Genomic DNA, 26409 nt, shown 5'->3' with positions numbered 1-26409 from the left:
CATGTTCGGAAGATTGAATCACGTCGCCATCGCGGTGCCCGATCTTAATGCCGCCGTAGCGCGCTACAGGCTGTTGGGCGCAGAGGTGTCGGAACCGCAATCCCTGCCGGAACACGGCGTGACGGTGGTTTTCATTCAGGCTGACAATACCAAGATCGAACTTCTTTATCCGCTCGGCGAAAATTCGCCGATTGCCGCTTTTCTAGAAAGAAATCCGGGCGGCGGCACGCATCATCTCTGCTTCGAAGTGCCTGACATTCTCGCGGCGCGCGACGATCTCGTCAAAAAAGGCGTTCGAATTCTGGGTAATGGCGAGCCGAAGATCGGCGCGCATGGCAATCCCGTTCTTTTCCTGCATCCGAAGGATATGGGCGGCGTGCTCTATGAGCTTGAGCAAGTTTTCCCGACACATGGCTGAAACACAGACCCCGTAAGAGGCTGGCCATACGGTGGACGGCGCGCAGCGGCCGTTCACCTTTGCCAGAACGTGTTTCGTTTGTTTTCTTTTGACATTCGTTTTGTTTTCGTTTTTATGGCAATTGTCTTTCAACGATGGGGACGCGATTCCCCGACGCTGTCGTGGAGGCTCTATGTCCGGCGAGAATATTTTCGATCTTTTTGTCATCGGTGGCGGCATCAATGGCTGCGGCATTGCCCGCGATGCCGTGGGTAGAGGCTATTCCGTAGCGCTTGCGGAAAAGGGCGATTTCGCTTCGGGCACCTCTTCCGCCGCCACCAAGCTCATTCATGGTGGCCTGCGTTACCTTGAACATTACGAGTTTCGTTTGGTGCGCGAAGCGCTGATGGAGCGGGAAATCCTCTGGGCCATGGCCCCGCATGTCATCTGGCCCATGCGTTTCGTCCTGCCCATCCAGAAAGGCGGCGTGCGCCCGGCCTGGATGGTGCGGCTCGGCCTGTTTCTTTATGACAATCTCGGCGGCCGCAAGCTTCTGCCGGCGACCCGCACGCTCGATCTTCGCAAGGACCCGGCGGGCAAGCCGCTGAAGCCGGCTTTCGCCAGGGCCTTCGAATATTCCGACGGCTGGGTGGATGACGCCCGTTTTGTGGTTCTCAACGCGCGCGACGCGGCGGATCGCGGCGCGACGATCATGAACCGCACGCGGGTCGTTTCCGCACGGCGCGAAGGCGGCTTGTGGCTCATCGAGACGCTGGATGAAAAAAACGGACGCGCGGCCACGCACAAGGCGCGTATGCTGGTCAATGCCGCCGGCCCCTGGGTGGACAATGTGCTTTCCGGCGTCTTCGGCCGCAACGACGTGCATAATGTCCGGCTCGTTCAGGGCAGCCATATCATCGTGCGCAGGAGGTTTTCCGACCCGCGCGCCTATTTCTTCCAGAACCCTGATAACCGCATCATCTTCGCCATTCCCTATGAGCGCGATTTCACACTGATCGGCACCACGGACCGCGATTACGAGGGTGATCCGGCCAGGGTTCGCATCTCCGAAGATGAAATTTCCTATCTCTGCAACGCGGCCAGCGAATATTTCAGTGAGCCGGTTCGGCCGGAAGATATCGTCTGGACCTATTCCGGCGTGCGGCCCCTCTTCGATGACGGCGCTTCGAAAGCGCAGGAGGCGACGCGCGATTATGTGCTGAAGGTTGAAGAGGGCGAGGGGAAAGCACCACTCCTCAATATTTTCGGCGGCAAGCTCACCACCTATCGGCGGCTGGCGGAACATGCGCTGGAAAAGATCGGTGCAGCGATTGGCGAAAAGGGCAAGCCGTGGACGGCGGGCTCGCATCTCCCCGGCGGCGATTTCGGCGCTCAAAGATATGAGGCGCAGGTGCAGGCGCTTGTCTCCCGTTATCCCTTCCTCGATGGCCGTCATGCCGAGCGGCTTGTCAGGAACTACGGTACCAAGGCAGTGGAACTGTTGGGCAGCGCCACCGATGTTTCCGGCCTCGGCCGGCATTTCGGCGGCACGCTCTATGAATGCGAGGTGCGCTGGCTGATCGAGCATGAATGGGCCTGCGCGGCCGAGGACATTCTCTGGCGACGCACGAAACAGGGTCTGCGCCTGAGCAGGGACGAGGCCGCCGGTCTGGATGCATTCGTGGCAACACTGACGGGTGGCGAGGAAAAGGCTGAAGCCGTGGCGGAGCGCGCCTGAGCATCCGCCGGCGGAGCCATCAGTTCCCGGCACTCCTCCCCGCTCTCTCAGGGCCGTCGGCGCTCAGGATGTAGTCGTCGGCGGCCGAAAGCGCGTGCTCCATATGCCCTTCAAACACCAGCTCCGGTTCGTCGGGCGCAATGCCGATTTTTGGCATGCCGCCGAAACGTACTGCCTGCGATTGTGCAAGGCCGTCGTGAAGGCCGCTTTCCAGAAGATCGAAATAGCGTGTGCCGGGGCCGGTGATGAAAACCGGCATATGGCCATGCAGGCTGAACAGGCGCGAAAGACCATTGCCGAGAGCAAGCCCGGCGGTGCGGAAGGCAAAACGCGCCATGCGCGCGCCGGCACGGGCTGACGCGGCAATCTTGTCCACCTCGGCAACAGGGACGAATTTCGCCGGTTCGGCCTGCGGCGGCGCTTCGAAAGCGGAGCGCAGGATCGCATAAAACCCGGAATAGGCCTCGATACAGCCTCTTGTGCCGCAGCGGCACAGCGCGCCATCGGCGAGATGCAGCATGTGACCGAAATTGGGAGCGCTGACCTCGATCGCTCCTTCCATGCCCGTGCGGGCAATGCCGAGACCGATGCTGTGGCCGAGCGAAAGGGTAACAAGCGCCTCCGGCGCCGGGCGTTCCTTCGCCTGCTCCCTCATCCAGACGGCTTTTGCGGCAAGCAGGGTTTCGTTGTTCAGCGTCACGCGGATACGGCCGTCCCCGGAAACCAATTGCTGGAAATCGATCCTTTCATTGCCGAGCACGGGTGACCAGACGAGGGTTGCCGTTGCGGCATCCACGAGCCCCTTGCTGCTGATCGATACCTGAAGAATATCGTAACGGTCGATGCGCGAGCGGTCCGCAAGCCGTGCCAGCCCGGTCAGAATCGATTGTCCGAACCTGCCTTTTTCAGCCGCGATCCTTTGTTCGGTAAAGCGGTCCACCAGCTTGCCGGCGTAGTCGACCAGCGAATATTGCACGCTGTCGGACGAAATGATGATGATGGCGACGTGGCAATAGGCGCCGCGCGGCCCAAAAAGAATGCGCGGCCGTCCACGTCCGGCAGCGGCAAGCTGCTCTTTGCGCAAAATGAGGCCGGCGCGTTCCAGTTCCATGGTGATGGCGGAAACGGTGGCGGAGGCAAGCCCGGTGAAGGACGACATCTCGGTATGGGAAAGGCTGCCATGCAGGCGCAGGGCCGCCATCACAGACAGGCTGTTTTTCTGGCGCACCAGTTCCGTACTTGCAATGGCGGACATGGGCTGGGGCCTGCTCCCTGAACGGCTTTTTCCTGTCGTGCTCCCCTGTCTGATGGCGCATGCCACAGACAAGATCAAGACACCCGGATGCTGCCCGCGGCCGTTGTTGACAGCATTAGGAATCTCTGACATTAATTTTCTCGACTGTCGAGAAAATTGTGAAACCACAGAGACCGGCAGCTTTTTTCCGGGCGTTTTTCTGCATGGAGGTGCAGGTTTCGCCCTTACCGGGAGGACATCATGAATTCATTTGCCAAGCTTCTGGCGGGTACGGCCGTACTCGTTTCCCTGCACACTGCCGCCATGGCCGCTGATCTCGTCGTCGGCGTTTCCTGGTCGAACTTCCAGGAAGAGCGCTGGAAAACGGATGAGGCGGCCATCAAGGCGGCGCTCGACAAGGCCGGTGCGAAATATATTTCCGCCGACGCGCAATCATCGGCCGCAAAGCAGCTGACCGACGTGGAATCGCTGATTTCCCAGGGCGCAAACGCGCTGATCATCCTGGCGCAGGACAGCGACGCGATTGGCCCGGCCGTTGAAAAGGCCGTTGCCGAAGGTATTCCGGTCGTCGGTTACGACCGCCTGATCGAAAACCAGAACGCCTTCTACATCACCTTCGACAACAAGGAAGTTGGCCGTCTGCAGGCTGCCGAAGTCTTCAAGGTGAAGCCGGAAGGCAATTACGTCTTCATCAAGGGCTCCTCTTCTGATCCGAATGCGGACTTCCTGTTCGCGGGTCAGCAGGAAGTGCTGAAGGCGGCCATTGACGGCGGCAAGATCAAGAATGTCGGCGAAGCCTATACCGATGGCTGGAAGCCGGAAAATGCCCAGAAGAACATGGAACAGTTCCTGACCAAGAATAACAACAAGGTCGATGCGGTCGTCGCCTCGAATGACGGCACGGCCGGTGGCGCCATCGCCGCTCTCGCCGCGCAGGGCCTTGCAGGTTCGGTTCCCGTTTCCGGTCAGGATGCCGATTTCGCCGCGCTCAACCGTGTCGCGCTCGGCACGCAGACGGTGTCGGTCTGGAAGGACAGCCGTGAACTCGGCAAGGAAGCAGCCGGCATCGCGCTGGAACTGGCCGGCGGCAAGAAGATGACCGAGATCAAGGGTGTCTCTACCTTTGAAGGCGGTCCGAAAAAAGTGAAGATGCAGTCGGTCTTCCTCAAGCCTATCGCCATCACGAAGGACAATCTGAACGTCGTCATCGACGCCGGCTGGATCAAGAAGGAAACGGCCTGCCAGGGCGTGAAGGCTAAAACGGTCAAAGCCTGCGATTGATCGAATAGGTCCCGGTTCGGGCGCTGCGCCATGGCTCATGGCGCAGCGCCTTTAGAGCATTTCCAGGAAGAGTGGAGCCCGGTTTTCCCTTCGGAAATGCGTCAGAACAAAGATTTGGAGCGTTTTCGCGTTTCAGGGAAAAGCGAAAACGCTCTAAGATGTGAGGAGCACCGGCAGTTCATGGCCGATATGACCCAGTCCAATACTACAGCGTCGCAAAAGACGGAAAAAACAGGCTCGATAGCCCGTTTCATTAACGCCACGGAGCTGGATACCCGCCTGCTCGGCATGGTCGGCGCGCTTCTTCTGATCTGGATCGGATTTCATATCCTGTCCGGCGGCCTGTTCCTGACGCCGAGAAACCTCTGGAACCTCTCCGTGCAGACCGCCTCCGTGGCTGTCATGGCAACCGGCATGGTGCTCGTCATCGTCACCCGCAATATCGACCTTTCGGTCGGGTCGATCCTCGGTTTTTCCGGCATGATCATGGGTGTCATGCAGGCGGAAATCCTGCCGCAGATCCTCGGCTTCGAACATTGGGCGACATGGATCGTCACGCTTCTGGTCGGCATTCTCGTTGGCGGTGCCATCGGCATGCTGCAGGGCTCCATCATCGCCTTCCTGAACGTGCCGTCCTTCATCGTTACGCTCGGCGGCCTGCTGGTCTGGCGCGGCGGCACCTGGTTCATCACCAGCGGCCGCACCGTGGCGCCGATGGATTCCACCTTTCGCCTGATGGGCGGCGGCACCAGCGGTTCGATCGGCGCGACCTGGAGCTGGATCGCAGCCGTCGTCGCTTGTGTCGCCATCGTTGCGGCCATTCTCAATTCCCGCCACCAGCGCCGCCGTTTCGGCTTTCCGCTGCGGCCGGTCTGGGCGGAGTATTTTCTGGTGGCGCTCGGCTGCCTCATCGTTATTGGTTTCGTGGCGGTAGTGAACAGCTATCCCTGGCCGGTCAACATTGCCCGCAACTATGCCGATGCCAATGGCATCGCCTGGCCTGAAGGCGGTCTGTTCATTTCTCACGGCATTGCCATTCCGGTGCTGATGGCGCTTGCCGTGGGTGCGGTCATGACCTTCATCGCCACAAGGCTGCGCTTCGGGCGTTATGTCTTCGCCATCGGCGGCAACCCGGAAGCGGCGGAACTTGCCGGCATCAAGACCCGCTGGGTCACGGTGAAGATCTTCACGCTGATGGGCGTTCTGTGCGCCATCGCCGCGGCCATCTCGACCGCCCGCCTCAATGCCGCCACCAATGCCCAGGGCGAGCTCGACGAGCTCTATACCATTGCGGCGGCCGTCATCGGCGGCACTTCGCTTGCCGGCGGTGTCGGAACCATAGCGGGCGCGATGCTCGGCGCGCTCGTCATGCAATCGCTGCAATCCGGCATGGTGCTGGTGGGCATCGATACGCCCTTCCAGCGCATCGTCGTTGGTGTGGTTCTGGTCGTCGCCGTCTGGCTCGACACCATCTACCGCGCCCGCGCCAAGTAAGAACCGAGGAGAACTCCTATGACGGACCAAGTCACGCCCCTCGTGGAAATGCGCAATATTTCCATTTCCTTCGGCGGTATCCATGCGGTGGAAAACGCCTCTGTCGATCTTTTCCCCGGTGAGGTGGTTGCCCTTCTCGGCCATAATGGCGCGGGCAAATCGACCCTGATCAAAATCCTCTCCGGCGCCTATCGGCGCGATGGCGGCGATATTCTCATCAACGGCGAGGATGCGGATATCCGCAATCCCCGCGATGCCAAGAAATACGGTATCGAGACCATCTACCAGACGCTGGCCGTGGCCGACAATGTCGATGCGGCCGCCAATCTTTACCTCGGTCGTGAGCTGAAGACGAAATGGGGCACGCTTGACGATGTCGCCATGGAAGCCTCGGCCCGCGAGGTGATGGGGCGTCTCAACCCGAATTTCCGGCGGTTCAAGGAGCCGGTGAAGGCGTTGTCCGGCGGCCAGCGACAGTCCGTCGCCATTGCCCGCGCCATTCTCTTCGATGCCCGCATCCTCATCATGGACGAGCCGACGGCCGCACTCGGGCCGCAGGAAACGGCGCAGGTGGGCGATCTCGTCAAGGAGCTGAAACGGCAGGGCATCGGCATCTTCCTCATCAGCCACGATATTCACGATGTCTTCGATCTGGCCGACAGGGTCTTCGTAATGAAGAACGGCAAGGTGGTGGGCCATGCACGGACAGAGGATGTCACCAAGGACGAGGTGCTTGGCATGATCATTCTGGGCAAAGTGCCGCCCGGTGCGGTGCCGGGGCCGGGTGCGGTCGCGCTCTGAGCCAAGTGAAATAAAGATATAAAGATTTCTTTATGTCTATTGACATCGTGACGCCCGTGGTGAGAAATGCGGGTGTCATGGTTCTCCGGGCCTGATTATTTCAATCCCGGAGCTAAGAGGGAATCCGGTGCGCCGTTTTATCGGCAAGACCGGAGCTGCCCCCGCAACTGTAAGCGGCGAGCCTTTGTCCATCCACGTCACTGGGGTGAAAGCCCCGGGAAGACGGGCAAAGGCGACGACCCGCAAGCCAGGAGACCTGCCAGGACAAAATAACGTCCACGGGCGGGGTGTCCCGGTGGTTGCTGCAATGGTCCGGCAAAGGCCGGGCCTGCACGCGTCCGCTTTACCCATGCCCCCACAACCAAATGGGGTATGACAATGCCAAACAAGACCATTCCAGTCGCATCGCTCGGTTTTCCGAGGATCGGACGCCATCGCGAACTGAAGTTCGCGCTTGAAGGCTTCTGGTCCGGCAAGATTTCCGAGACGGAGCTGCGCGAAACCGCCACCCGGCTGCGCGCCGAAAACTGGGCGCTTCAGCGTGAGAAGGGGATCACCCACATCCCCTCCAACGATTTTTCCTTCTATGATCATGTCCTCGATACGGCCGTGATGGTGGGCGCCATTCCATCCCTCTACGGATGGACGGACGGAGAGGTTCCCCTGTCGACCTATTTCGCCATGGCGCGCGGCAGCCAAAGCGAAGGCCATGCAGGTTGCGACCATGCGCATGAAGGACATTCCCATCACGCACAGGGTGTTCCGGCGCTGGAAATGACCAAATGGTTCGACACCAACTATCACTATATGGTGCCGGAGATTTCAGAGGATCAGCATTTCGTGCTCACCTCACAAAAGCCGGTCGACCAATTCCTTGAGGCGAAGGCGCTCGGCATCCACACCCGTCCGGTCATTCTCGGCCCGGTCACGTTCCTGAAACTTGCCAAGGCGCGTGGGGCAGCGTTCAAGCCACTCGATCTGCTGGCCAGGCTGCTGCCGGTTTATGAAGAACTGCTGCGTCGCCTGCGGGCTGCCGGCGCAGACTGGGTGCAGATGGACGAACCGGTTGCCGCTCTGGACCTTTCCGAGGGCGAACGCCATGCGCTTACCGTGACCTATAAGGCTTTGTCGAAAGCCGCGCCGGATCTGAAAATCCTCGTTGCGACCTATTTCGGTGGTCTTGAGGATAATCTGGAGGCGGTCACAGCGCTTCCGGTCGCGGGTCTTCATATTGATCTGGTGCGTGCGCCGGGTGAGTTTGAGGCGGTGCTGAAGGCTTTGCCCGCAAGCCGTGTCCTGTCGCTTGGCGTCATTGACGGTCGCAACATCTGGCGCGCAGATCTCGCTGCGATCATCGACCGGTTGGAAGCCGCCATTGCCGAACGCGGCGTGGAGGCGTTTCAAATCGCATCCTCCTGCTCGCTGCTGCATGTCCCGGTCGATCTCGAACTGGAGACCGGCCTCGATGCCGATCTGAAAAGCTGGCTTTCCTTCGCCACCCAGAAACTCGGCGAACTTGCCACGCTCGGCAGGGCGCTTGGTAAGGGCAGGGCCGCAGTCGCGATGGAACTGGCAGCTGCCTCCGGGGCCGTCGCCGCACGTGCATCCTCGCCAAAGGTGACGGACCCCGCCGTGCAGAACCGTATCGCGATGATTGCTGAGGCCGACAAGAAGCGGGCGAGCGCATTTGCCGAGCGGCAGAAGGTGCAGTCGCAGGCTATTGCGCTGCCGCTTTTCCCGACAACCACCATCGGCTCCTTCCCGCAGACGCCGGAGGTGCGAAAGGCCCGCTCTGCACATTCGAAGGGCGCCCTGACCGATGCGCAATATGAAAAATTCCTGCAGAAGGAAACCGAAGCGACCATCCGCTGGCAGGAGGAAATCGGCCTCGACGTCCTCGTTCACGGCGAGTTCGAGCGCAACGACATGGTGCAATATTTCGGCGAGCAGCTTTCCGGCTTCGCCTTCACCCAGCACGCGTGGGTGCAGAGCTACGGCTCGCGTTACGTGCGCCCGCCGATCATTTTCGGCGATGTGTCGCGACCGAGGCCGATGACGGTCCGCTGGTGGGAATATTCCCAGTCGTTGACTGAAAAGCCGGTCAAGGGCATGTTGACTGGACCGGTGACGATCCTCAACTGGTCCTTCGTTCGCGATGATATCGCCAGAAGCCTGACCTGCCGGCAGATCGCGCTTGCCATCCGTGACGAGGTCAATGATCTCGAGGCAGCCGGGGCGAAGATGATCCAGATCGATGAGGCGGCGCTGCGTGAGGGCCTGCCGCTTCGGCATCGGGACTGGCAGGATTATCTCGGCTGGGCGGTGGAATCCTTCCGTATTTGCTCAAGCGGTGTTGAGGACCGGACGCAGGTTCACACCCATATGTGCTATTCGGAGTTCAACCAGATCATCGATGCCATCGCGGCCATGGATGCGGATGTGATCTCCATCGAGACCTCGCGGTCGAAGATGGAACTGCTGGACGCCTTCCGGACTTACAAATATCCGAACCAGATCGGCCCCGGCGTTTACGACATCCACTCGCCGCGCGTCCCGGCCGTGGGAGAAATGGTCGATCTTCTGGCGTTGGCGCGGCAGCGGCTTGACGACCGGCAGCTCTGGATCAATCCGGATTGCGGCCTGAAAACCCGCAAATGGGAAGAGGTGAGGCCCGCGCTCGTCAACATGGTCGCTGCGGCCGCCGAACTTCGCCGAGCAGTGCCCTGATATGAAGCGAGGCCCGGCAAAACCGGGCCTCGCTTGCATGAAGAAAAATTGGGGAGGGGTATATGTCCGGTAGGATGGAGCCGGCCGGACCGGGAAACTGAAGAACGATCCCGAGCGTCTACGACTGGAGGTCGGTGTGGACGCTCGATTCGTGGTCTATGCCATTGCTGCCCCGGAGGCTTTCAATGCAGATCGGTGGGTGCGAAACCGCTGCCGTTCAGCTCTGCGCCTGCCGGCGGCAGACCGTGCTGATTGATGTCCTGGGCCAGCGATAACAACGCCATTTCGAGGAAATAGGTCGACATGCCCAGATCCATGGATTTCGAACGCTGGCAAAGATAGGACACCATCCTACCAAGCGCGAGAATCTCGTCTGCATTGTCCTGTTCAAGTATTGCTGTGGTAGACGCCGCCATGCTTCCCTCTCGACAATCGACAGTATGAAAACGCGTTGATATTGCGTTGTTCATTTTCGACCACATCGAGCGTCACGCGAGCGTCACACCTGCGTCAATCATCGTTTTTGTTTGCCGGCACAGCCGCATTTTCCGCCGTTTCGGTCGCAGCGAGCGATGTGACGAGTGCAACAATGCTTCTACGAACCGAGGTGCTCTTGATCCGGGAAAATGCCTGGTTCAGCGAAAAGCCTTCATTCGAAGCGACGAATGTCTGCATGGCATTGATCGTGCCAAGCGCCGGATTGGCGATGCCGCCATCGGGCGTCGCATTGGCGAACAGGGAGCTGACATCGACACCGAGAACCGACGCAATCGCCTGCAGACGGGACGCGCCGACGCGATTGGCGCCCTTTTCGTACTTCTGAACCTGCTGGAAGGTAATTCCCAATCGACCCGCCAGCGCACTCTGACTCATGCCGAGCGACTTGCGGCGCATTCTGATCTGTGCGCCCACATGTACGTCGATCGGGCTGGGTAGTTTGGCCTGCATATTGAATTCCTCCAGTTGTGAGGTCTTAAATCGGATAATTATCAATTAATATTGTTGAAGGTATACATTCAACACAATTTCCACGGGTATTGTAGCTCACTATTGGCAAAATAGCGCGGTTTTTCTTTTGCCAACCCTATACAGGATCACGATTTATCACCTTGGTTGCACAGCGCAGTGCTCCGTTGCGACTTGCCAGATGGCTCCACCCGGCCACGCCAATAACGTGAAATCCAAGGCTCTCCCATATGTGCCGGTTTTCCTTGTCGAAATCCTCGACCATCTCCGTGTCGCCGAAATGCGGGATCCAGACAAATGGCCGTTTTTGACCGGACCGCGTGACATTCTCCAGAAAAACGTTGTTGTAAAGCCGGGGGAGGCATTTATTCGTATCGATGGCGGGTAGGATCGGGATGGGATTTCTCAGGATCGCAAAGCCTTGCCGCGCCAGCGAAAGAGCCGATGCATCCAGTTTCCGTTTCAGCTCCATGGCGGCACGGCTGGCGCAATCGCCAGGTGCGACCGGATCGGCGACAAGCAGCAGGGGGTGACCATCCCGACTGAGGCCCGTAACCGAAACGAACTGATCGACATGGAAACCGCATTGATGCATTTTTCCGCCGGGGATTGCCGGGGCGGAAGCCTTTACCGTGGAAGGCTCCAACCGCACCGAGGCGTTTCCGAGATCTTCCGGCCGATATCCGAAACTGTGCACGGCCCTGCCGTCAAGCGCCTGAACCTGCTGCCACCGTTCGCTGCGGTCGCTTGAGGTACTCCTGCCGAAACCCCTGTCATCCTGCAGGCTGGAATGACCTACCAGCCGAAACTCAGGGCCAACCAGCTGGTTGCCGCCCGGCAAAACCACATCAGTGACGGTCGCTGCAAGCCCCAGGCAATCGGCAAGCGCATCGGCGACAGCATTTGCCGCTGTCACAACCAGTTCGGCCGCAGCCTCGCCACTGGTCCGGACATGCAACATATCCTGTATCCATGGATGCGAAACGCCGGTGTTTCCATCAATTGGAACCAGTACAGCGCCAGAGCGGATTTCCAGCCTGTCCAGCCAGTTTTGCGTCGGCTCGAGACTGATGCGATCGATAAGAATGACCGTCGCCACATCGCAAGGCAGTGCCGATAGCAGGTTTCCGATCGGTACGAGCGGTGACACGATATTGTCAGACCCGTCATCCGCAAAAAAAGATGCGGGCAGCGCAAGCGCGATGGTGCGGATCAGCCCGCCGCAATCGGGCACCAGAGACCGGGGCCGGATGGCGGTCAAGACGCTGTTTCTCCCGCTGTTCGCCGCGTGGCCAATTGCTGAAAAAACACCGTGTTCTGGAATTTCCATGATGGTGTCGGAGGAGGCAGCTGGTGGCCGCCAATTATCGCCAGAAGTTTAGCCGCGTCATTGCGTTTGACGGAAACTGCCTTCTCCGCCAGCAAATTTGCGGTTTCTGAGCCTCTACCGGCCTCGGATGTGATGGCACGCCATGTTCTGCGGGTAAAATGCAGTTTGCGGGCAGCGCGGAGCAGGGCGTCGTGTTCCTCCGGCTCCATTTTGGCGCGGCACGCTTCCAGCGTCGCTTCGGCATCGACCAGCGCAATCGTCAGCGGGCGATAATCAAGTTCGCCGGGCGCGTGGCTCACCGCCACATCGGCATCGGAAAAACGCTGCCCATCGCGATAGGCTTCGAAGATTTCCCCAATGCCGGTCATGCCGAAGGCCGCACATTCCGCAGCCCTCAAAGCGCCCATGCTGGCGGCGCCGAGAACGGTGACACCGGCTGAGAGTGCATGGAGGATTTCCTTGTGCCAGACGGCGGCACAATCACCATAAAGACCGTCTATCAGCCCGATCACGCGCGCACCGTGTCGGACCGCATCGAAAATGTCCCCGCATGCCGCCGGTCCGCGCAGATCGAAACCGGAGAGATGGTCGGGGGCGATGCCGTGGATGGACGGACCTGCAAAAATGACGGGCTTCATCAAAGCCCTCCGATGTTGAGGAGACCTTGAAGCGCCCGCTGCGATATGTGTTGCAGGCCGCCACCGGCCGGGGAGAGGCCGCTTGCCAGAACCCGCACCACATGCAGGCCGGAGACGCCCGTTTCCAGCGGGAAGACATAGATATCCTCGATCCCGCCAGCGAACAGATGTTCCGCAAGCTTTCGCCATTGTGGCAAGGACGGATCGCCATGGGCAAGATCGAGATTGACCGGGGCCGCTCGCGCTCCTGATCCCGCGGGGCCCGGGGAAGACATGTCCCGCTGGTAGCGCAGAGGAGAGAGGTCGTCCCTTGCGCCACTGATATCCGTCAAACGCGATTGTATTGCCTCCAGCAGGGCGGCGATTGCCGCGTCATAGGCGCCGGGACGGCAGGCGGCACCGGCAGCGCTGCGCGTCGCAAGCCCATCCTGCGTATGGACGGATCGGGGCAGGCTCGCCATCACCACCGGCACGCCAAGCGCATTGGTAAGGTCGAAGAAGGATGGCGGCAGACCGATATCCGAAAGATGCTGAACGAGCGTGTCGAAGGAGGCATCGATACCGGCCGGAAACAGCACCGGTCGTGGAGCGACGGTGCGGGTTTCAAATGTATCGACGAGGAAGCAGGCGTCATTTTCAATGAGTTCGAGCAAGGCGTGGAGAACGGCATGGTCATGGTCGAAACCGGCGGCAAGACCCTGCGAACTCATGAGGAAGGCTCGCCGGTCCCAGGGGAAATCCGCGCGGAAATCCATGCCGACGAGTTCATAGGGAGCAAAAACGTCCCGCTGCTGGCGAATGGATGTGCCCTTTATCCAGGCGCGCTCATTTTGCAGATTGAGCATGTCCGGGTCGACCCGGCCGACCGTTTCGAATGGAACGAGTGGAACGCCCTTGTTCCGCATGTCCTGAATGGAACCGAAAACAGCAATATGTTTGCGGGTGTCCTCGGCGACCGCGCCTTCAATGGCCTCCATGATAGCCGAAAGCCGGGCCTGCCCTGCAACAAGACCCTTGCCCTGCGATACCGACAATCCGCGTGAATTGGGCCGCGTCGCGAACCAGACGGGTATGCCGATAATATCGAGACCGGTCACATCGCCAACGCGGGTAATCCCGAACCGCCGAAGCAGTTCGGGATCGAAGAACGAAGCGTCCGCATGTCTTGAAGCCGCTGTCGCTGAATTGGGAGCACCGGCAGCGGTCAAGGCTGCGGGACCGCCATCAGGGTGCCGCGTTGGTGTCGTCGGCAAGGATGGCGTCGAACAGTTCGCCGGTGATGGAACCGGCAGGGCCGACAGCCTTCAAAGCCGCCTCGATCGGCGCCTGCACCATGCGGTTGAAATCCCAGCCGGCATCGACCACTTCGCCGATAAAGGCGAAATCGGCCTCCGAAACCACGGCGCCACCGGCGACGAGGGCTTCGATGCCCTGGATCTGAACCTGATCCAGCTCGGTCTCGGGCTGGCCGTCCTGGCGAACGAGCATGGATTTTGCAGCCGCTGCAACGCGTGCATAGCCATCCACGCCGGGATGGGCGGCTTCATAGGCGGCAATCGTCTCATGCGATACGGACGCAACCCTGAGCGGCGCCGTGCGAATGAAGAGAACGCCGAAATCCTTTTTTCCGACAATGAAGAAATGCGAGGACATAATATCTCCTATTTGATCCCAGCTAATCGAAGAGCGTGATAGAACTTTTCATTCGCTATCGGGTCGCGGTCTGGAGACAGGCTGCTGATCTCCCTCGCCGTCATCCCCGGATAGTTTTCCTGAAGCCTGCCGCCGGTTTCCCGGGCGGCGGCCAAATCGCCGTGCAGCGCATGGCTTGCGGTCAAGACGCGCAGCGCTGGCTCGTCATTCTCCATCCGTCCGCATAATTCCACTGCTGCGCCGTAATCTTCGCGTTTGAACGCGATGCTGGCGCCCGCCCACCAGTAGATGTCGGGCGCGAGCGGATTGAGGTCGATGGCCTGCTGAAACTTCTCCCAGGCGATCTCCGCATCGCCGAAATGGGCGAGCGCATCGGCATGCTGGAGCAAAAGATCGGCGGAGTTGGGCGCAAGCGCTTCTGCCTCGAAGAATTTTTCGGCGGATATGTCGAAATCCCGCTGATAGAGCGCCACCACCGCGCACATCCAGTGGCCGACGCCGAGGGCCGGGTCGATTTCGATGGAGGCGTCGGCCTCGGCCTTGGCGCGGTGCAGCAGGTGCGGGTCGTTGCCCCCCAGCATCAGCCACTCCAGCTGCAGGCTCTGCGCCACGCGGGCACGGGCAACCGCCATGCTGTGGTCGATATCGACGGCCTTGCGGAACATCGAGCGGGCCCGCCGCAGCAGCGGCAGATCGCATTTGCCGCGCAGAAGCTGCTGGCCCTCCAGCAATTGCCGGTAGGCTTCGCCGCTATGGTTGCGGTCGGGTTCCACCTGTAACCGCTCGATCTCGCGGGCAAGTGCGGCTGCGACCTGTTTGGACAGGAGCCGGAAGGCGGCGTGAATCTGCCGCTCCGTCAAGACAGCTTCCAGCGACCAGATGATCTCGCCGGTCGCTTCCTCGATCAGGGCGACCGACATGCGGGCATCGTCGAAAACCGTCGACATGATGCGATAATCCGCCCGCAACATGGCGTAGCTGTCGTCGGTGCGGTCGCGCGTCAGCGCAAAGGTGCTGTGCGGCGAAAGGACGGTGAAGGTCCGGTATCGGACCAGGCTGTTGGCAACATCCTCGACGAAGGCCTGCATCACCGGCGAGACCGGTAGCCCGTCCACCCGCGCCGGCCGGCCAAAGGCGACGCGCGGTTTTGCCGTGGCCTTTCGGCGGCTGCCCTCGTCTGGCTCATTGGGAGCAGCTATCGTCGAAGCCAGGCTTTGTATCCGGCGTCTCAATGCCACCGTTTCGGCTTCCGGAGAGCGCTCTTCCTGACGCAGCTGTTCCAGCAGAAGCTGGAAAACGCCCTCGCAGGCGCTGGTGTTTCCGATCCGCGCATAGGCCGCCATGGCGGCGCGGTAGGTTTCCTCGCGCTCCGGCTCGATCTTGAGGGCGCATTCGGCAAGCCTGCCAATGTCGTTCGAACTGGCGCGGCCGAAGCGCGTCAGCTCCTCGAGCAGTTGCATATAGCTTGAAAAGAACAGGTCCTTGAGACGGCGTCGTTCCGACAGCAGCCAGAGATAAAGATGATCCTGCCCGGTCTCCAGCCCCTCCAGCAAATCGCCGCCGAATTCAAGCAGAGCGTGCAGCCGGCGCATCGGGTCTTCGGACCGCGCACCGGTAAGGAAGATCGCAAGATCGGTGCGCTGCGCCAGCTTTCCGGCCTTCAGGTCGTTGCCCTCGGTCAGGAGAATCGCCTCGTCGCCATTGGGGAGCTTCTGGAGGCGCAGGATCAGTTGCCGCAGATTGCCAAGAGCCCTTTTCTGCTCGACATTTTCCCATAGGAGCGATGCGGCCTGCTGGCGGGAAAGCGACTGGTTCGGAGCAAGGATCAGGGCGGCGGTGAGGGCAAAGCCCTTGGACGGAAAAAAGGCGTCCCGCACCGCTTCACAGCGCGGGGTTCCAAAAAGCCGGATCGATATTAGTTCAGCGTGCCCAGCCACATTCGTCCCCTCATGATTCACCATCTAACAACGTGCCCGGGAAATTGAAAGTCATCATAGCGTTCCATTTGACGCTGGTGTGACGCGGGCTGGCTATTGTCGCAGACAGAAGCGTGGATGACGGGCGGAAAACAGCGAACATGCAGCGGGCAGGCATCGGGAATTTTCGAAATTGATTGCGTTTAACGGAAGCTACATGGCGTTCGAGCCGCGTATCGAACCTTACCAGCGTGCCGATGACGTCGGTTATGCGGTCAGCGAATTCATGTGGTTCAAGGGCCGTCCTTTCTATCCGGTCTCGGCGCTGGTTCACGCGAAAGTTGCCCATGCCAGGCTGTCGGCGGAGAAGAGCGACGATCAGGACGAGGACAATCTCGATATTCTCTTCCGCATGCCCGTCGTGGCAGGTGGGCATTTTTTCGAGATCGTCCTGCGTTCGAACGAAGGCACCTCCTATGGCGGCTGGCTGTGGGGGGAAGAACTGGAAATCCTGAACGAGGTCGTCAACGGCTATCGCGTTCTGGCGGGGAAATTCGACGACAGGTTGATCCGGTTCGAATATTCGAGGCGGTTTCAACGCTACCGGACGGCCGAGCCGCTTCCGGTGGAGAAATCCGTCTTCCTGATCCAGCGGGAGGCCAAGCCTTACGCGGGAAAAAGGGAGTTTCCCGGAAGCCCGGCGCGGTAACCGCCGGGCGCCAATCGGCTCCGGGAGGGCGGAAAGGTGCGCGGAAGACGCGGTTCGACAGGTGCTGAGCGACGTGCGTGAAGCGCAAGCATGTCCGGTAAAGCCACGGCTTTATCGGAAATCTCGGGGGAATATTTTTATTTTTATTGTGTGGAAAATTATGATGCCCAATAGAAGTAACATGCGTAACAGGCGGGTGTCATCGCAGCTTTTCGCGGTGAATTGCGCATCCGACAACGGCGTCCTTTCCCGCGCGGAGAGCGCCGGCGATGAGCCACGTCCACCGGTTCACAACGACCGGCTTTATGTCGTCGGCGAGGCCGAGCTGAGAGCGGGGCCTGTGTCGCGACCGCCGCAGGAGCGGGCGGGCGAAGAGGCCGGACGCGCAGCCGAGATCAGTAATACCGTGGTCGATTCCGATATCCGGGCCGCCAAATGGGCCTGGGCGGTGCTGGTGATCGGGCATTGCTGGCTGATCTATTTCATGGTTCAGAATCTCGGCTGAGGCTTCTTCCGCAAACCGTGTTCCATTTTTAGCCCGCCTCGCTGACACCGTGCAGGATCATCGCTGCGGCGCCAAAGGCCACGGGATCTGTCGCCACGACCTCGGGCAACAGGATTTGCGGCTGTATCACCTTTGAACCGCTGAACGGGTCCGAGCGTTCGTAATCCAGCCATTGCGCCAGTCTCTCGCGTACCATGCGCGGCAAAGTGCCGCCGACAAAGATGGCCGTGGGGGCAAGGATGGCGCTGACGGCGAAGCCTAGGCGGGCGACTTCTGGTCCCGCCCGCTGGAGCCACCCATCAAACACGGCGGAATTGCGCGACAGATAATCCGTCCAGGCCTCGGGTGCGCGCCCGGCAGGTTTCTCACCCACATGCTCGAGACACCATGCGGCCAAATCTTCAAACGAAGGACGTGACGCGCCACGGCCGCGCAGGGCGCCAATCTCGCCGGCATTGCCGAGATAACCGCGAAAAAGCTCGTTCTTGATGATGATGCCGCCGCCTATCCCCTCGGACAGATAGAGATAGGCAAAGTTCTCATGTCCGGCGGTGTTGCCAAGTGTGAGCTCACCCATGGCGGCGGCATTCGCGTCGTTTTCGATGATGACCGGGCACCGCAATGCCTCGCGCAGCATGGCGGAAAGGTCCGATCCCGCCCAGGAAATCACCTCTTCGGCAAGATCGAGCGACATGGCTTCCTTGCGAAAGCGGGTCGGCATGGCGATCGCTGCGCCGATGAGGTCGCTTCTATTGATCGCGTTTTTCGCAAGCAGTTCCTCGGACCCGTCCTGAAGCGCCCGCTGAACATCCGAGAACGCACCATAGGAGCCCCGCAGCTGCAATTCGCCGACGATCTCCCCGCCGAAGTTCAAGAGCGTCAACATCACCGAATAGCGGTTGGCATGCGCGCCAAGGGCATAGCCGACGGTTTTTTTGAGCGTGAGGTCGATATGCGGTGCACCGCGACCTTCCTGCCGGCGTGCGCCCTCCTCGATAATGCCGCGCTGAAGCAGATTGCGTGTCATCATGCTGACGGCTGCCGGGGTTATGCTGCAGTACTCGGCCAGTTCCACGCGTGAGGCCGAACCTTTGCGCCTGATGTATCCCAGAAGCGCGCCCTGTGTTGCGCCAATGCCGGTCAATGCACCGTTTCGTCTGTCATTCAAGGTTTCGCTCTCCCAGCCTTATCTCCGGGAATGTCATAAAGCTGTAAATTAAGCAACTTAATTAAATAATCAGTTTCAACGGGAATGGATCCTATGTTCAAGTCTCTCTCCTTGGCGGCGACGGTCGCTCTCAGCGCGCTTTTGCCGGCTGTTGCCTTTGCCGAAGACATCAACATCAAGCTCTGGACACTTGCCGACAAGAATGCGCCCGGCCGCGTCACCAATATCGAGGCGGCGGCCGGTATCATGAACGCGCAGTTCAAGGCAGCAGGTGTCGACAAGCGCATCGTTATCGACATCAACAACAGCAGCGTACAGGGCTGGGACGCTTTCGCGCTGGATACGTTGAAGGCGTTTTCGGTGGGGCAGGGGCCGGATATTTACGTTCTGCCGCATGAGTGGATCGGCCAGTTCGCGCAGGACGGCTATGCGATGGCGATGGAAGACAAGATCGCTGCCACTCCGTGGGTCTATGGCGACATTCTGCCGGTTCTGTGGAATTCGGCCAAGGCGACGGACGGCAAGATTTACGGCATTCCGCAGGACGCGGAAATCCGCATGTTCTTCTACAACAAGGACATGCTGCGCAAGATCGGCAAGGATGAAGCCTTCATCGAAGGCCTGCCGGCCCAGGTTGATGCCGGCGAATTCACGCTCGATGATCTGACGGCGCTGTCGAAGGAAGTGGTTGATGGCAAGGTCGCGCAATATGGCATGCTGCACCGTCCGAATGTCGGCATCGATTATCTGATGGTGTTTCAGTCCTATGGCGTGAAGTTCATGGACGAAAAGACCGGCAAGCTGGTGTTCCCCAAGGCCGAGATGGCGAAGGCTCTCGGCTGGTACGAGCGTAACGCCAAGCAGGGCGTGACCCCGGTCGACAACACGGCCATGAGCTGGGAAGCGATCCAGACCGCATTCAAGCAGGAGAAGGCCTTCATTTTCCACCAGGGCGTCTGGGCGGTTGCCTGGCAGGTGGGTGAAAAGAATGGCGCGACCTGGCCGACCGATGGCGAGGGATATTTCAACAAGATAGGCTGGATTTCCGCACCGGCTGCCGAGAAGGGTGGCAAACCTTCCAACCTGTCGCACCCGCTGCTCTACACCCTCAATCCAAAGAGCAAGAATGCCGACGTCGCCGCCGATCTCGTGGCACTCGCGACATTGCCCTATTTCAACAACGAGCATGCCGTGACCTCCTATCACACGGCGATCAGCAACGCCCAGACGGCGATGCCGAAATATCGCGACAACTGGGTTCTTTCCGCTGCATCGCCGATGATGAAGGATGCGCAGTTCGTGCCCAACCACACCAAGTTCGGCAGCTACAACAAGGTGCTGTTCAGCGGTCTGCAGGCGGTTGAGACCGGCAAGATGACGGCTGCGCAGGCGGTCGATTTCATCGCCGACGAGCTCGAACTGCAATTCGGCGCAGAGATCGAAATCCGCGAAGCCGCAAGCAACTGAGTTTGCCAGAAACCACGCCGCCCGGCCTTGCCGGGCGGCTTTTCCGCGTTCCCACCGGTATATCGCAATGTCCCAATTCCAGCTCAGAGCGCGCCGTCCGGCCCGGCCGATCTTTTATCTGGCGCCCGCACTTGTCCTGCTCGGCCTGTTTTTTCTCGCGCCGATCGTCGTCAATCTGGTGATCGCCTTTACCGATATGGGCGCAAATCTGAAGGTCGGCAAATTTACGGTCGAGAATTTCCAGCGCATGGTCCAGCGTGATATGCGCCTGCCGATCGTGCTGATGACGACGCTTGTCTATGTCGGCGCGACGCTGTTCCTCTTCAATATCGGCCTGGGTGCGCTGCTGGCCGTCACGACGACGGCGATACCGGACCGGCTCGGCAATTTCTTTCGCGGCCTGTGGCTGCTGCCGCGCATGAGCCCGGCCGTGCTTTATGGCGTGTTATGGATATGGATCGCCGATCCGACCTCTTCCGGCCTGCTCAACCAGTTTCTCGGCGCACTCGGTGCACCCGCTCTCAACCTGCGCAATGACTTTCCGCTGCTTCTGGTGGTCGTGGCGAACGGCGTCGTCGGCGCGTCCTTCGCCATGGTCATCCTCACATCGTCCATCCGCTCCATACCCTCGCATCTGGCCAATGCGGCGCGTGTCGATGGCGCCAGCGAATGGGGCGTGCTTCGCCATGTCGTCGCACCGGCGCTCTCTGCTCCCATCCGCTTCATCACGCTCTATCAGGCGCTGTCGCTGATGACGACCTATGAATATATCCTGCTGATCACCGGCGGTGGCCCGGTCTATGACAGCACGACCTATGCGCTTTATATCTACCGGCGCGCCTTCGAAAACGGCGCTTACGCCTATGGCGCGGCGCTGGCACTCGGCCTCATGGCCATCGGCGTTGCCGTGACACTCATCCAATGGCGTCTCAGCAACATGCGCTCGACCTTTGCTCCCGCCAAAATCGAGGTGCTGTGATGACGCTCGCCCACTCCCATGCGCCTGCCCACAGGAGCGCGCCTGACCTGAAGCCGGACTGGACGCGCCTTGAAAAGCGCAGTCTCGCGCATCGCGCCGGCTTTCTTCCGGTCATCCTCGTGTTCCTGACGGTCGTCTCTGTTCCCGTTCTCCTGCCCTATCTGTGGCTGCTGGTGAAATCGCTGACGAGTTCCGATGATAATCTCAGCCGGCTTGTCCTGTGGCGCAGCGGCGCAATCGCCGCTTTCGCTTATTGCGGGGCGATAGCGGTCGCAATTTTCTCCGCGCGCCTGCGCAATCCCGTGCTGTTGTGGCTGGCGCTTGGCGCCGTTGTTGCAGCACTCGTTTTCGTGCTGGTGCTGCCGCATCTGACCATTGAGAACTACAGTTTTCTGTGGAGCCGCGATATCGAGAAAACCGGCACCACGCGCATGGCGCTGATGCCGTCCATCTGGACAGCCATGCGCAGCTCGCTGCTGTTTGCCGGCTCCCAGACCCTGATCGTAGCGCTGGTCGCCACGCCTGCCGCCTATGCGCTGTCACGCTTTGCCTTTGCCGGACGCGAAAACCTGCTGCGAGGCCTTCTGCTGCTGCACGCCTTTCCGGCGCTTGCGCTCACCGTCGCGATCTTCGTGCAGCTGCACTACATGGGCCTTCTCAACAATCTCTTCGGCGTGGTGCTTGTCATGAGCGCACTGGAGCTGCCGTTTGCGATCTTCGTGCTCAAGGGCTTTTTCGACAATGTTCCTTGGGACATCGAAATGAGCGCCGTCACCGATGGCGCGACCCGCTTCCAGGCCTTTCGCATGGTGGTTCTGCCGCAGGTGAGAAGCGGGCTGATCGCGGTCGCCACCTTCACCTTTCTGCGCGGCTGGGAGGAATATGTCTTCGTCCAGACCCTGCTCATCGAAAAAAGCCAGATGACGATGAGCCTCTATCTCTTCTTCGTGGCACAGGACAGCGTTGGCGTGAATTACGGCATGATCGCCGCCGTCGGCATCATCTATCTGCTGCCTGTGCTGATCATTTACATCTTCACGCAGAAATACATCACCCAGATGAGTTTCGGCGGGATCAAAGGATAATCGCCATGGCCAGGATCACCCTTACCAACGTCACCAAAAGCTGGGGCGACACCCGGGTTCTGCAACCGATGACGCTTGCCATCGAAGACGGCGAATTCGTCGCCGTTCTCGGCCCGTCGGGATGCGGAAAATCGACCACGCTTTTTCTGCTCGCCGGGCTTTACGCGCCGACCGGCGGAGAGATCGCCTTCGACGGCCATAACGTCAATCGCATCGATGCGCGCGACCGCAACGTCGGCATCGTCTTCCAGTCCTATGCGCTTTATCCCAACCTGACGGTGCGGCAGAACATCGCCTTTCCGCTGCGTTTCAAGAATGTTGCGCGCGAGGAAGCGGCGCGGCGGGTGGAGGAGGCGGCAAGCCTCGTGCAGATCAGCGCGTTGCTCGACCGGCGGCCCTCGCAGCTTTCCGGTGGCCAGCAGCAGCGTGTGGCGCTTGCCCGGGCGCTGGTCAAGGAACCCAACATCCTCCTCCTGGACGAGCCGCTTTCCAATCTCGATGCGACCCTGCGCATCACCATGCGCGCCGAGCTGAAAAGCCTGCAAAAACGGCTGAAGATCACCACGCTGATCGTCACCCATGACCAGATCGAGGCGATCACCATGGCTGACAGGATCATCTGCATGAACAATGGCGCGATCGCCCAGATCGGCACGCCTGATGATCTTTATCGGCGGCCCGACAATCTGTTCGTGGCCGGCTTCATCGGCACGCCGCCGATGAACCTCTTGAAGGGATGGGCGCAGGGCGGGCAGTTGCAGATTGGCGATGCCTTGCTCGATCTCGATGGTTCTTGCGACGGCGAGGTGACCTTTGGCCTGCGCCCGGAAGATATCGCCCTCGTTGAACCCACGGAAGCGCGGCTTGCGGGCCAGGTTGCCACCGTCGAGCCGATGGGGCGCGAGGTGTTCTACACGATCGACACGCCCGCAGGCATGATCCATGCGCTGGAATATGGTGAAGTCATACGTCATGCGCCCGGCGCGCGGGTCGGTATCGGCTGCAAATCCGGCCTGACGCTTGTTTTCGACGCATCCGGCAACCGCATTGCCGGGCTTCACGCCGATCTTCCCCACATTTCGACCATTCCGGCACCTGAGCCGGAGCCCGTAAACTGACAGGACTTCCCATGCCCAAAATCGTCTCCCATCGCGGTGCCAACCGGTTCGCACCCGAAAACACCTTTACCGCTGCCGACCTCGCCTTGCGACATGGGGCAGATTATATCGAGCTTGACGTGCGTGAGAGCGCGGACGGCGTTCTTTATGTCTTCCACGATGAAACGCTGGACCGCACCACCGACGGCACGGGGCCCATCGGCCATGCTCTTTCGAGCGAGATCGATGCGCTGGATGCCGGCGGCTGGTTTGATGAAAGCTTCAAGGGGGCGAGTGTACCCCGGCTCGATGCCTATCTACGTCATCTGCGTGGCCGCTGCGGTGTCTATGTCGAATTGAAATATTGCGATCCCGTCAAGGTCGCAGCGCTGGTGCGCGGCCTCGGCATGGTGCGCGATACCTTCTTTTTCTCCTTTTCCGAGGAAATGCGCCGGGGCCTGGCCGCCGCCGCACCGGATTTCCGCAAGATGATGACGCTCGAAATTGCCAGGTCGCCTTCGCTCGCAGCGGCCGTGCACCATGCCTCGATCATCGAGATCACGCCGGAACAGATGCGCAAGCCCGGACTTGTCGACGCATGCCGCAATGCGGGTCTCGAGGTCATGGTTTATTATGGTGGCGATGATGTCGACCTTCATAATGAGATCGCATTGGCCGGGGTAGACTATGTCAACATCGACCGCCCGGACCTGTTCGACACGGTACGGCGTGCCGCGCGGCTGCCTGAACTCGCATAAACTTCTTTACCCCTGGAGATGACGATATGAGCAATCTTATTGGTACCGGTTTTAACGCCGGCTCCGACGACGGCGAACTGGCCACCCTTGAAAACGATCTGCGCGCATTGGCCGATATTGGCTGCGACACTGTCGAACTGGCTGTGACCAGCCTTGATCTGATCGCAGGCGGCCGCATCATCGAGGAGCGTGCCGACCGGTTCGTGTCGCTCGCGAAACAGTTCGACTTCCGCTACACCGTGCACGGGCTGGTGTCCTCCAATTTCATGGATCCGGTAACCTGCCGTTACCAGATCGATGCCGCCAAGGCGCTGGCCGTCCTCTGCGACCGTATCGGTGCCGGCATCCTCGTTCAGCATGGCGGTGCGCTGCGTGCGGACCAGATCGCCGAGCGTGCCGATGCTGATGCCCGTGAGCGGGAAGCGCTTTTCGAGCTTGCGGAATTCTGCAAGCCCTATGGTGTGCGTATCGCGCTTGAGAATATCTTCTCCACCGAGCCGGGCCAGTATCGCCAGACGCCCGCCGAAGTGGCGGCGACCGTGAGGGCCGTTGGTCACGACAACGTCGTGGCGCTGATCGACTTCAGCCATGCCTATATCGAATCCACCTATCGCGGTCTCGATTTCCGCGAGCAGCTTCGCGCCATGGCGCCGGTCGCCGGCCATCTGCATGTCCACGATTCCTTCGGTCGGCCGCAGGGCTTTTACCAGCCATATTTCGACCAGGAAAATACCGCGCTCGGCATTGGCGACCTGCATATGCCGCTCGGCTGGGGCGATATTGAGTGGGAAAGCATCTTCTCGGAGCTGACCTTCCTGCCCGATACCGTCCTGATGATGGAAATCAGCCGCCGCTACCGGGCAGAACAGCCGGCGAGCCTTGAAACGGCACGGCACCTCATGTCGCTCCACGCCGATCGGATGCAGATAGCGGCTGAATGACGAGCTTGCACATGGCACAGCCCCGATAGGCTGATGCCTGAAACGCCGGCAGTTCTGGACGCGACTGCCGGCGTTGTCGTTCCTTACGCGGCCCAGTCGGAAAGCGAATAGGCCCTGATGTAGTCGATCATCATCTGTGAGCCATCGCTGAAATCACTGGCAGATGGCGCTCCCGCCATGCCACCGACGGCGAGGTTGACGATCATATACATGGGGTCGTGCATATCATCGGGCGTATCCGTCTGTGCCACCGCGACATCGTCAAAATACCAGGTAATGTGTTCCGCGTCCCACAACACGCCGTAAGTGTGGAACCCTTCCGTGCTCGGCACGCTGACATTTTTGATAACAGATGTCTGTTCGCCCGTTGCATTGGAATGGGTGGACATGATCAGCGTATTGGGATTCTGGCCGCGCATTTCCACGATATCCAGTTCCGGTGGCCAGGATCCGTCTTCTGGCAGAAGCCAGAAAGCCGGCCATGCGCCCCGGTCGGTCGGCATATCGGCGCGGATTTCAAAATAACCATAGGTCTGGCTGAAGGAGGAATAGGTGTTCAGCATGCCCGACGTATAATCGTATCCCTCGACCTCATCGGCGACCGATTGCGCAGTTTCTTCAGCGGTGATGGTCAGGACACCGTTTTCCACACTGAAGGGATTGACCTCGGATGTCCCGGCATAAGCGGGGTTGATATACCATTGCGCTTCGCCATTCGTCGTCAGCGAACTTCCCTTTTCCGGGGCCCACCAATATTTGGCGTCCCAGGTGCCTTCACCCCCGCTGCGCAGAGAAAGCGCGTCGAATTCGTCGGCAAAGGTCTGGGTCAGCGAGGACCGGTCAAGGCTGAGTTCAAACTGGCCGGCCTGAAGATCGTCGATGGTTGTTCCTGCGAGAACGACAGCTTCGCCATTCGCGAAGTTCAGCCAGAGATCGCTGCCTTGCTGGGTGGCATTGCTGACGAGCTGGTCGAAGGAGGTAACGCCGTAACCATTCAGCCGGATCGTATCGTTGGCGCTGAAATCCATGATGAGGTCGGTGCCGTTGCCACTGGTGAAAACAAATGTGTCGGCACCGCCACCGCCGATCAACACGTCGTTGCCAGCGCCGCCATCAATCGTCTGGCTGCCCGATCCGCCGGTGATGATATTGTCGAGCGAATTCCCGAAGGCATAACGGCCATCGCCTGTTACCCGCAGATTCTCGAAATTCTCGGGCAGGGTGTAGCTCATCCAGGTGTCGATCGTGTCGATGCCTTCGCCAGCGTTTTCCACGGCGCGGTTGATGCTGGAATAGAGATAATAAATATCGTCGCCTGTGCCACCCGCCATGGTCACATTCACGGAGCTGTCGCCCCACATGGAATCATTGCCGGCTGTGCCGGCAAGCAGCGGGCCGGACCCGGTGGCGGAAAAGAAACCTTGGGAATTGCCGCTATAATAAAGTGTGTCTCCAAGCGCATTCACTACTGTCCGGGTCATGAGCCGTCTCCTGTCCGTTAGCG

At 60.0% G+C, this 26409-nt stretch carries 24 protein-coding genes and 1 riboswitch; of the genes, 14 read left to right on the top strand and 10 right to left on the bottom strand.

Annotation, left to right across the window (positions count from 1 at the left end):
* Position 1: 1 nt before the first annotated feature.
* Both mce and FY152_17250 read left to right on the top strand, forming a co-directional pair.
* Positions 2-418: a methylmalonyl-CoA epimerase gene (gene mce, locus FY152_17255; protein ID UXS33915.1), complete on the top strand. Its 417-nt coding sequence runs from the start codon at positions 2-4 to the stop codon at positions 416-418.
* Positions 419-590: 172 nt separating this feature from the next.
* Positions 591-2135 carry a glycerol-3-phosphate dehydrogenase gene (locus FY152_17250; GenBank protein UXS33914.1) on the top strand — a complete coding sequence of 515 codons (1545 nt, stop codon included), beginning with the start codon at positions 591-593 and terminating at the stop codon, positions 2133-2135.
* A gap of 19 nt (positions 2136-2154) precedes the next feature.
* Here FY152_17250 and FY152_17245 read toward each other — a convergent pair whose 3' ends face one another.
* Complete coding sequence (locus FY152_17245) at positions 2155-3390, bottom strand: ROK family transcriptional regulator (protein UXS33913.1); 1236 nt, start codon at positions 3388-3390, stop codon at positions 2155-2157.
* A 240-nt stretch (positions 3391-3630) separates the two neighbouring features.
* Here FY152_17245 and xylF point away from each other — a divergent pair, with 240 nt between their 5' ends.
* The 4 genes from xylF (at position 3631) to metE (ending at position 9693) form a co-directional block, all read left to right on the top strand.
* The gene (gene xylF, locus FY152_17240) at positions 3631-4671 is read left to right on the top strand and encodes a D-xylose ABC transporter substrate-binding protein (protein UXS33912.1); all 1041 of its coding nucleotides are present in this window, start codon (positions 3631-3633) and stop codon (positions 4669-4671) included.
* 180 nt (positions 4672-4851) lie between these two features.
* Entirely contained in the window at positions 4852-6165 is a 1314-nt protein-coding gene (locus FY152_17235; protein UXS33911.1) for a sugar ABC transporter permease, read from the top strand.
* A gap of 18 nt (positions 6166-6183) precedes the next feature.
* Positions 6184-6966, top strand: coding sequence for a sugar ABC transporter ATP-binding protein (locus FY152_17230; protein UXS33910.1), 783 nt, complete (start codon positions 6184-6186; stop codon positions 6964-6966).
* Positions 6967-7027: 61 nt separating this feature from the next.
* A riboswitch (cobalamin riboswitch) is annotated at positions 7028-7245 on the top strand.
* A 99-nt stretch (positions 7246-7344) separates the two neighbouring features.
* Positions 7345-9693: a 5-methyltetrahydropteroyltriglutamate--homocysteine S-methyltransferase gene (metE, locus tag FY152_17225; protein UXS33909.1), complete on the top strand. Its 2349-nt coding sequence runs from the start codon at positions 7345-7347 to the stop codon at positions 9691-9693.
* Between the two features lie 182 nt (positions 9694-9875).
* Here the strand turns inward: metE and FY152_17220 are convergent, their stop codons facing one another.
* The 7 genes from FY152_17220 to FY152_17190 all read right to left on the bottom strand — a co-directional run bounded on the left by FY152_17220 (position 9876) and on the right by FY152_17190 (position 16241).
* Positions 9876-10109, bottom strand: coding sequence for a hypothetical protein (locus tag FY152_17220; GenBank protein ID UXS33908.1), 234 nt, complete (start codon positions 10107-10109; stop codon positions 9876-9878).
* A gap of 94 nt (positions 10110-10203) precedes the next feature.
* Positions 10204-10641 (bottom strand): helix-turn-helix transcriptional regulator, encoded by a 438-nt coding sequence (locus tag FY152_17215; protein ID UXS33907.1) that lies wholly within the window; start codon positions 10639-10641, stop codon positions 10204-10206.
* 136 nt (positions 10642-10777) lie between these two features.
* A complete protein-coding gene (locus tag FY152_17210; protein UXS33906.1) occupies positions 10778-11920 on the bottom strand; it encodes a hypothetical protein in 1143 nt (380 codons plus the stop codon).
* Positions 11917-12627 carry a TfuA-like core domain-containing protein gene (locus tag FY152_17205; GenBank protein UXS33905.1) on the bottom strand — a complete coding sequence of 237 codons (711 nt, stop codon included), beginning with the start codon at positions 12625-12627 and terminating at the stop codon, positions 11917-11919. Before FY152_17205 ends, FY152_17210 begins: the two co-directional genes overlap by 4 nt.
* Positions 12627-13760: a YcaO-like family protein gene (locus FY152_17200; protein ID UXS35090.1), complete on the bottom strand. Its 1134-nt coding sequence runs from the start codon at positions 13758-13760 to the stop codon at positions 12627-12629. The genes FY152_17205 and FY152_17200 overlap by 1 nt, the downstream gene beginning before the upstream one ends.
* 91 nt (positions 13761-13851) lie before the next feature.
* Positions 13852-14280, bottom strand: a complete 429-nt coding sequence (locus FY152_17195; GenBank protein ID UXS33904.1) for a hypothetical protein — start codon at positions 14278-14280, stop codon at positions 13852-13854.
* 8 nt (positions 14281-14288) lie between these two features.
* The gene (locus FY152_17190) at positions 14289-16241 is read right to left on the bottom strand and encodes an SARP family transcriptional regulator (protein ID UXS33903.1); all 1953 of its coding nucleotides are present in this window, start codon (positions 16239-16241) and stop codon (positions 14289-14291) included.
* Between the two features lie 172 nt (positions 16242-16413).
* On the opposite strand from FY152_17190, the gene FY152_17185 reads away from it, so the two are divergent.
* Both FY152_17185 and FY152_17180 read left to right on the top strand, forming a co-directional pair.
* A complete protein-coding gene (locus FY152_17185; GenBank protein UXS33902.1) occupies positions 16414-16905 on the top strand; it encodes a hypothetical protein in 492 nt (163 codons plus the stop codon).
* A 163-nt stretch (positions 16906-17068) separates the two neighbouring features.
* On the top strand, positions 17069-17410 hold the full coding sequence (locus tag FY152_17180; GenBank protein ID UXS33901.1) for a hypothetical protein: 342 nt from the start codon (positions 17069-17071) through the stop codon (positions 17408-17410).
* A 28-nt stretch (positions 17411-17438) separates the two neighbouring features.
* Here FY152_17180 and FY152_17175 read toward each other — a convergent pair whose 3' ends face one another.
* The gene (locus tag FY152_17175) at positions 17439-18578 is read right to left on the bottom strand and encodes an ROK family transcriptional regulator (GenBank protein UXS33900.1); all 1140 of its coding nucleotides are present in this window, start codon (positions 18576-18578) and stop codon (positions 17439-17441) included.
* 93 nt (positions 18579-18671) lie between these two features.
* Here FY152_17175 and FY152_17170 point away from each other — a divergent pair, with 93 nt between their 5' ends.
* The 6 genes from FY152_17170 (at position 18672) to FY152_17145 (ending at position 24905) form a co-directional block, all read left to right on the top strand.
* Positions 18672-20045: a sugar ABC transporter substrate-binding protein gene (locus FY152_17170; GenBank protein UXS33899.1), complete on the top strand. Its 1374-nt coding sequence runs from the start codon at positions 18672-18674 to the stop codon at positions 20043-20045.
* 67 nt (positions 20046-20112) lie between these two features.
* Positions 20113-21024, top strand: coding sequence for a sugar ABC transporter permease (locus tag FY152_17165; GenBank protein ID UXS33898.1), 912 nt, complete (start codon positions 20113-20115; stop codon positions 21022-21024).
* The gene (locus tag FY152_17160; protein ID UXS33897.1) at positions 21024-22109 is read left to right on the top strand and encodes a carbohydrate ABC transporter permease; all 1086 of its coding nucleotides are present in this window, start codon (positions 21024-21026) and stop codon (positions 22107-22109) included. Before FY152_17165 ends, FY152_17160 begins: the two co-directional genes overlap by 1 nt.
* A 5-nt stretch (positions 22110-22114) precedes the next feature.
* A complete protein-coding gene (locus FY152_17155; protein UXS33896.1) occupies positions 22115-23227 on the top strand; it encodes an ABC transporter ATP-binding protein in 1113 nt (370 codons plus the stop codon).
* Positions 23228-23238: 11 nt separating this feature from the next.
* Entirely contained in the window at positions 23239-23964 is a 726-nt protein-coding gene (locus FY152_17150; GenBank protein UXS33895.1) for a glycerophosphodiester phosphodiesterase family protein, read from the top strand.
* Positions 23965-23990: 26 nt separating this feature from the next.
* Entirely contained in the window at positions 23991-24905 is a 915-nt protein-coding gene (locus tag FY152_17145) for a TIM barrel protein (protein ID UXS33894.1), read from the top strand.
* An 83-nt stretch (positions 24906-24988) separates the two neighbouring features.
* On the opposite strand, the gene FY152_17140 is transcribed toward FY152_17145, so the two are convergent.
* Positions 24989-26386, bottom strand: a complete 1398-nt coding sequence (locus FY152_17140) for a family 16 glycosylhydrolase (protein ID UXS33893.1) — start codon at positions 26384-26386, stop codon at positions 24989-24991.
* Positions 26387-26409: the final 23 nt, after the last annotated feature.

The organism is Agrobacterium tumefaciens (genome assembly GCA_025560025.1).
Taxonomy (GTDB): domain Bacteria; phylum Pseudomonadota; class Alphaproteobacteria; order Rhizobiales; family Rhizobiaceae; genus Agrobacterium.
The sequence above is the reverse complement of the archived record's forward strand: the minus strand, read 5'-3'. Positions and strand labels throughout refer to the sequence as shown.

Coding starts and splice junctions, on each gene's coding strand:
- FY152_17215 (UXS33907.1), bottom strand. CDS start 10,641: ATGCAGGCCAAACTACCCAGCCCGATCGACGTACATGTGGGCGCACAG.
- metE (UXS33909.1), top strand. CDS start 7,345: ATGCCAAACAAGACCATTCCAGTCGCATCGCTCGGTTTTCCGAGGATC.
- FY152_17140 (UXS33893.1), bottom strand. CDS start 26,386: ATGACCCGGACAGTAGTGAATGCGCTTGGAGACACACTTTATTATAGC.
- FY152_17230 (UXS33910.1), top strand. CDS start 6,184: ATGACGGACCAAGTCACGCCCCTCGTGGAAATGCGCAATATTTCCATT.
- FY152_17160 (UXS33897.1), top strand. CDS start 21,024: ATGACGCTCGCCCACTCCCATGCGCCTGCCCACAGGAGCGCGCCTGAC.
- mce (UXS33915.1), top strand. CDS start 2: ATGTTCGGAAGATTGAATCACGTCGCCATCGCGGTGCCCGATCTTAAT.
- FY152_17170 (UXS33899.1), top strand. CDS start 18,672: ATGTTCAAGTCTCTCTCCTTGGCGGCGACGGTCGCTCTCAGCGCGCTT.
- FY152_17220 (UXS33908.1), bottom strand. CDS start 10,109: ATGGCGGCGTCTACCACAGCAATACTTGAACAGGACAATGCAGACGAG.
- FY152_17150 (UXS33895.1), top strand. CDS start 23,239: ATGCCCAAAATCGTCTCCCATCGCGGTGCCAACCGGTTCGCACCCGAA.
- FY152_17250 (UXS33914.1), top strand. CDS start 591: ATGTCCGGCGAGAATATTTTCGATCTTTTTGTCATCGGTGGCGGCATC.
- FY152_17195 (UXS33904.1), bottom strand. CDS start 14,280: ATGTCCTCGCATTTCTTCATTGTCGGAAAAAAGGATTTCGGCGTTCTC.
- FY152_17145 (UXS33894.1), top strand. CDS start 23,991: ATGAGCAATCTTATTGGTACCGGTTTTAACGCCGGCTCCGACGACGGC.
- FY152_17165 (UXS33898.1), top strand. CDS start 20,113: ATGTCCCAATTCCAGCTCAGAGCGCGCCGTCCGGCCCGGCCGATCTTT.
- FY152_17155 (UXS33896.1), top strand. CDS start 22,115: ATGGCCAGGATCACCCTTACCAACGTCACCAAAAGCTGGGGCGACACC.
- xylF (UXS33912.1), top strand. CDS start 3,631: ATGAATTCATTTGCCAAGCTTCTGGCGGGTACGGCCGTACTCGTTTCC.
- FY152_17205 (UXS33905.1), bottom strand. CDS start 12,627: ATGAAGCCCGTCATTTTTGCAGGTCCGTCCATCCACGGCATCGCCCCC.
- FY152_17185 (UXS33902.1), top strand. CDS start 16,414: ATGGCGTTCGAGCCGCGTATCGAACCTTACCAGCGTGCCGATGACGTC.
- FY152_17245 (UXS33913.1), bottom strand. CDS start 3,390: ATGTCCGCCATTGCAAGTACGGAACTGGTGCGCCAGAAAAACAGCCTG.
- FY152_17180 (UXS33901.1), top strand. CDS start 17,069: ATGCCCAATAGAAGTAACATGCGTAACAGGCGGGTGTCATCGCAGCTT.
- FY152_17190 (UXS33903.1), bottom strand. CDS start 16,241: ATGGTGAATCATGAGGGGACGAATGTGGCTGGGCACGCTGAACTAATA.
- FY152_17235 (UXS33911.1), top strand. CDS start 4,852: ATGGCCGATATGACCCAGTCCAATACTACAGCGTCGCAAAAGACGGAA.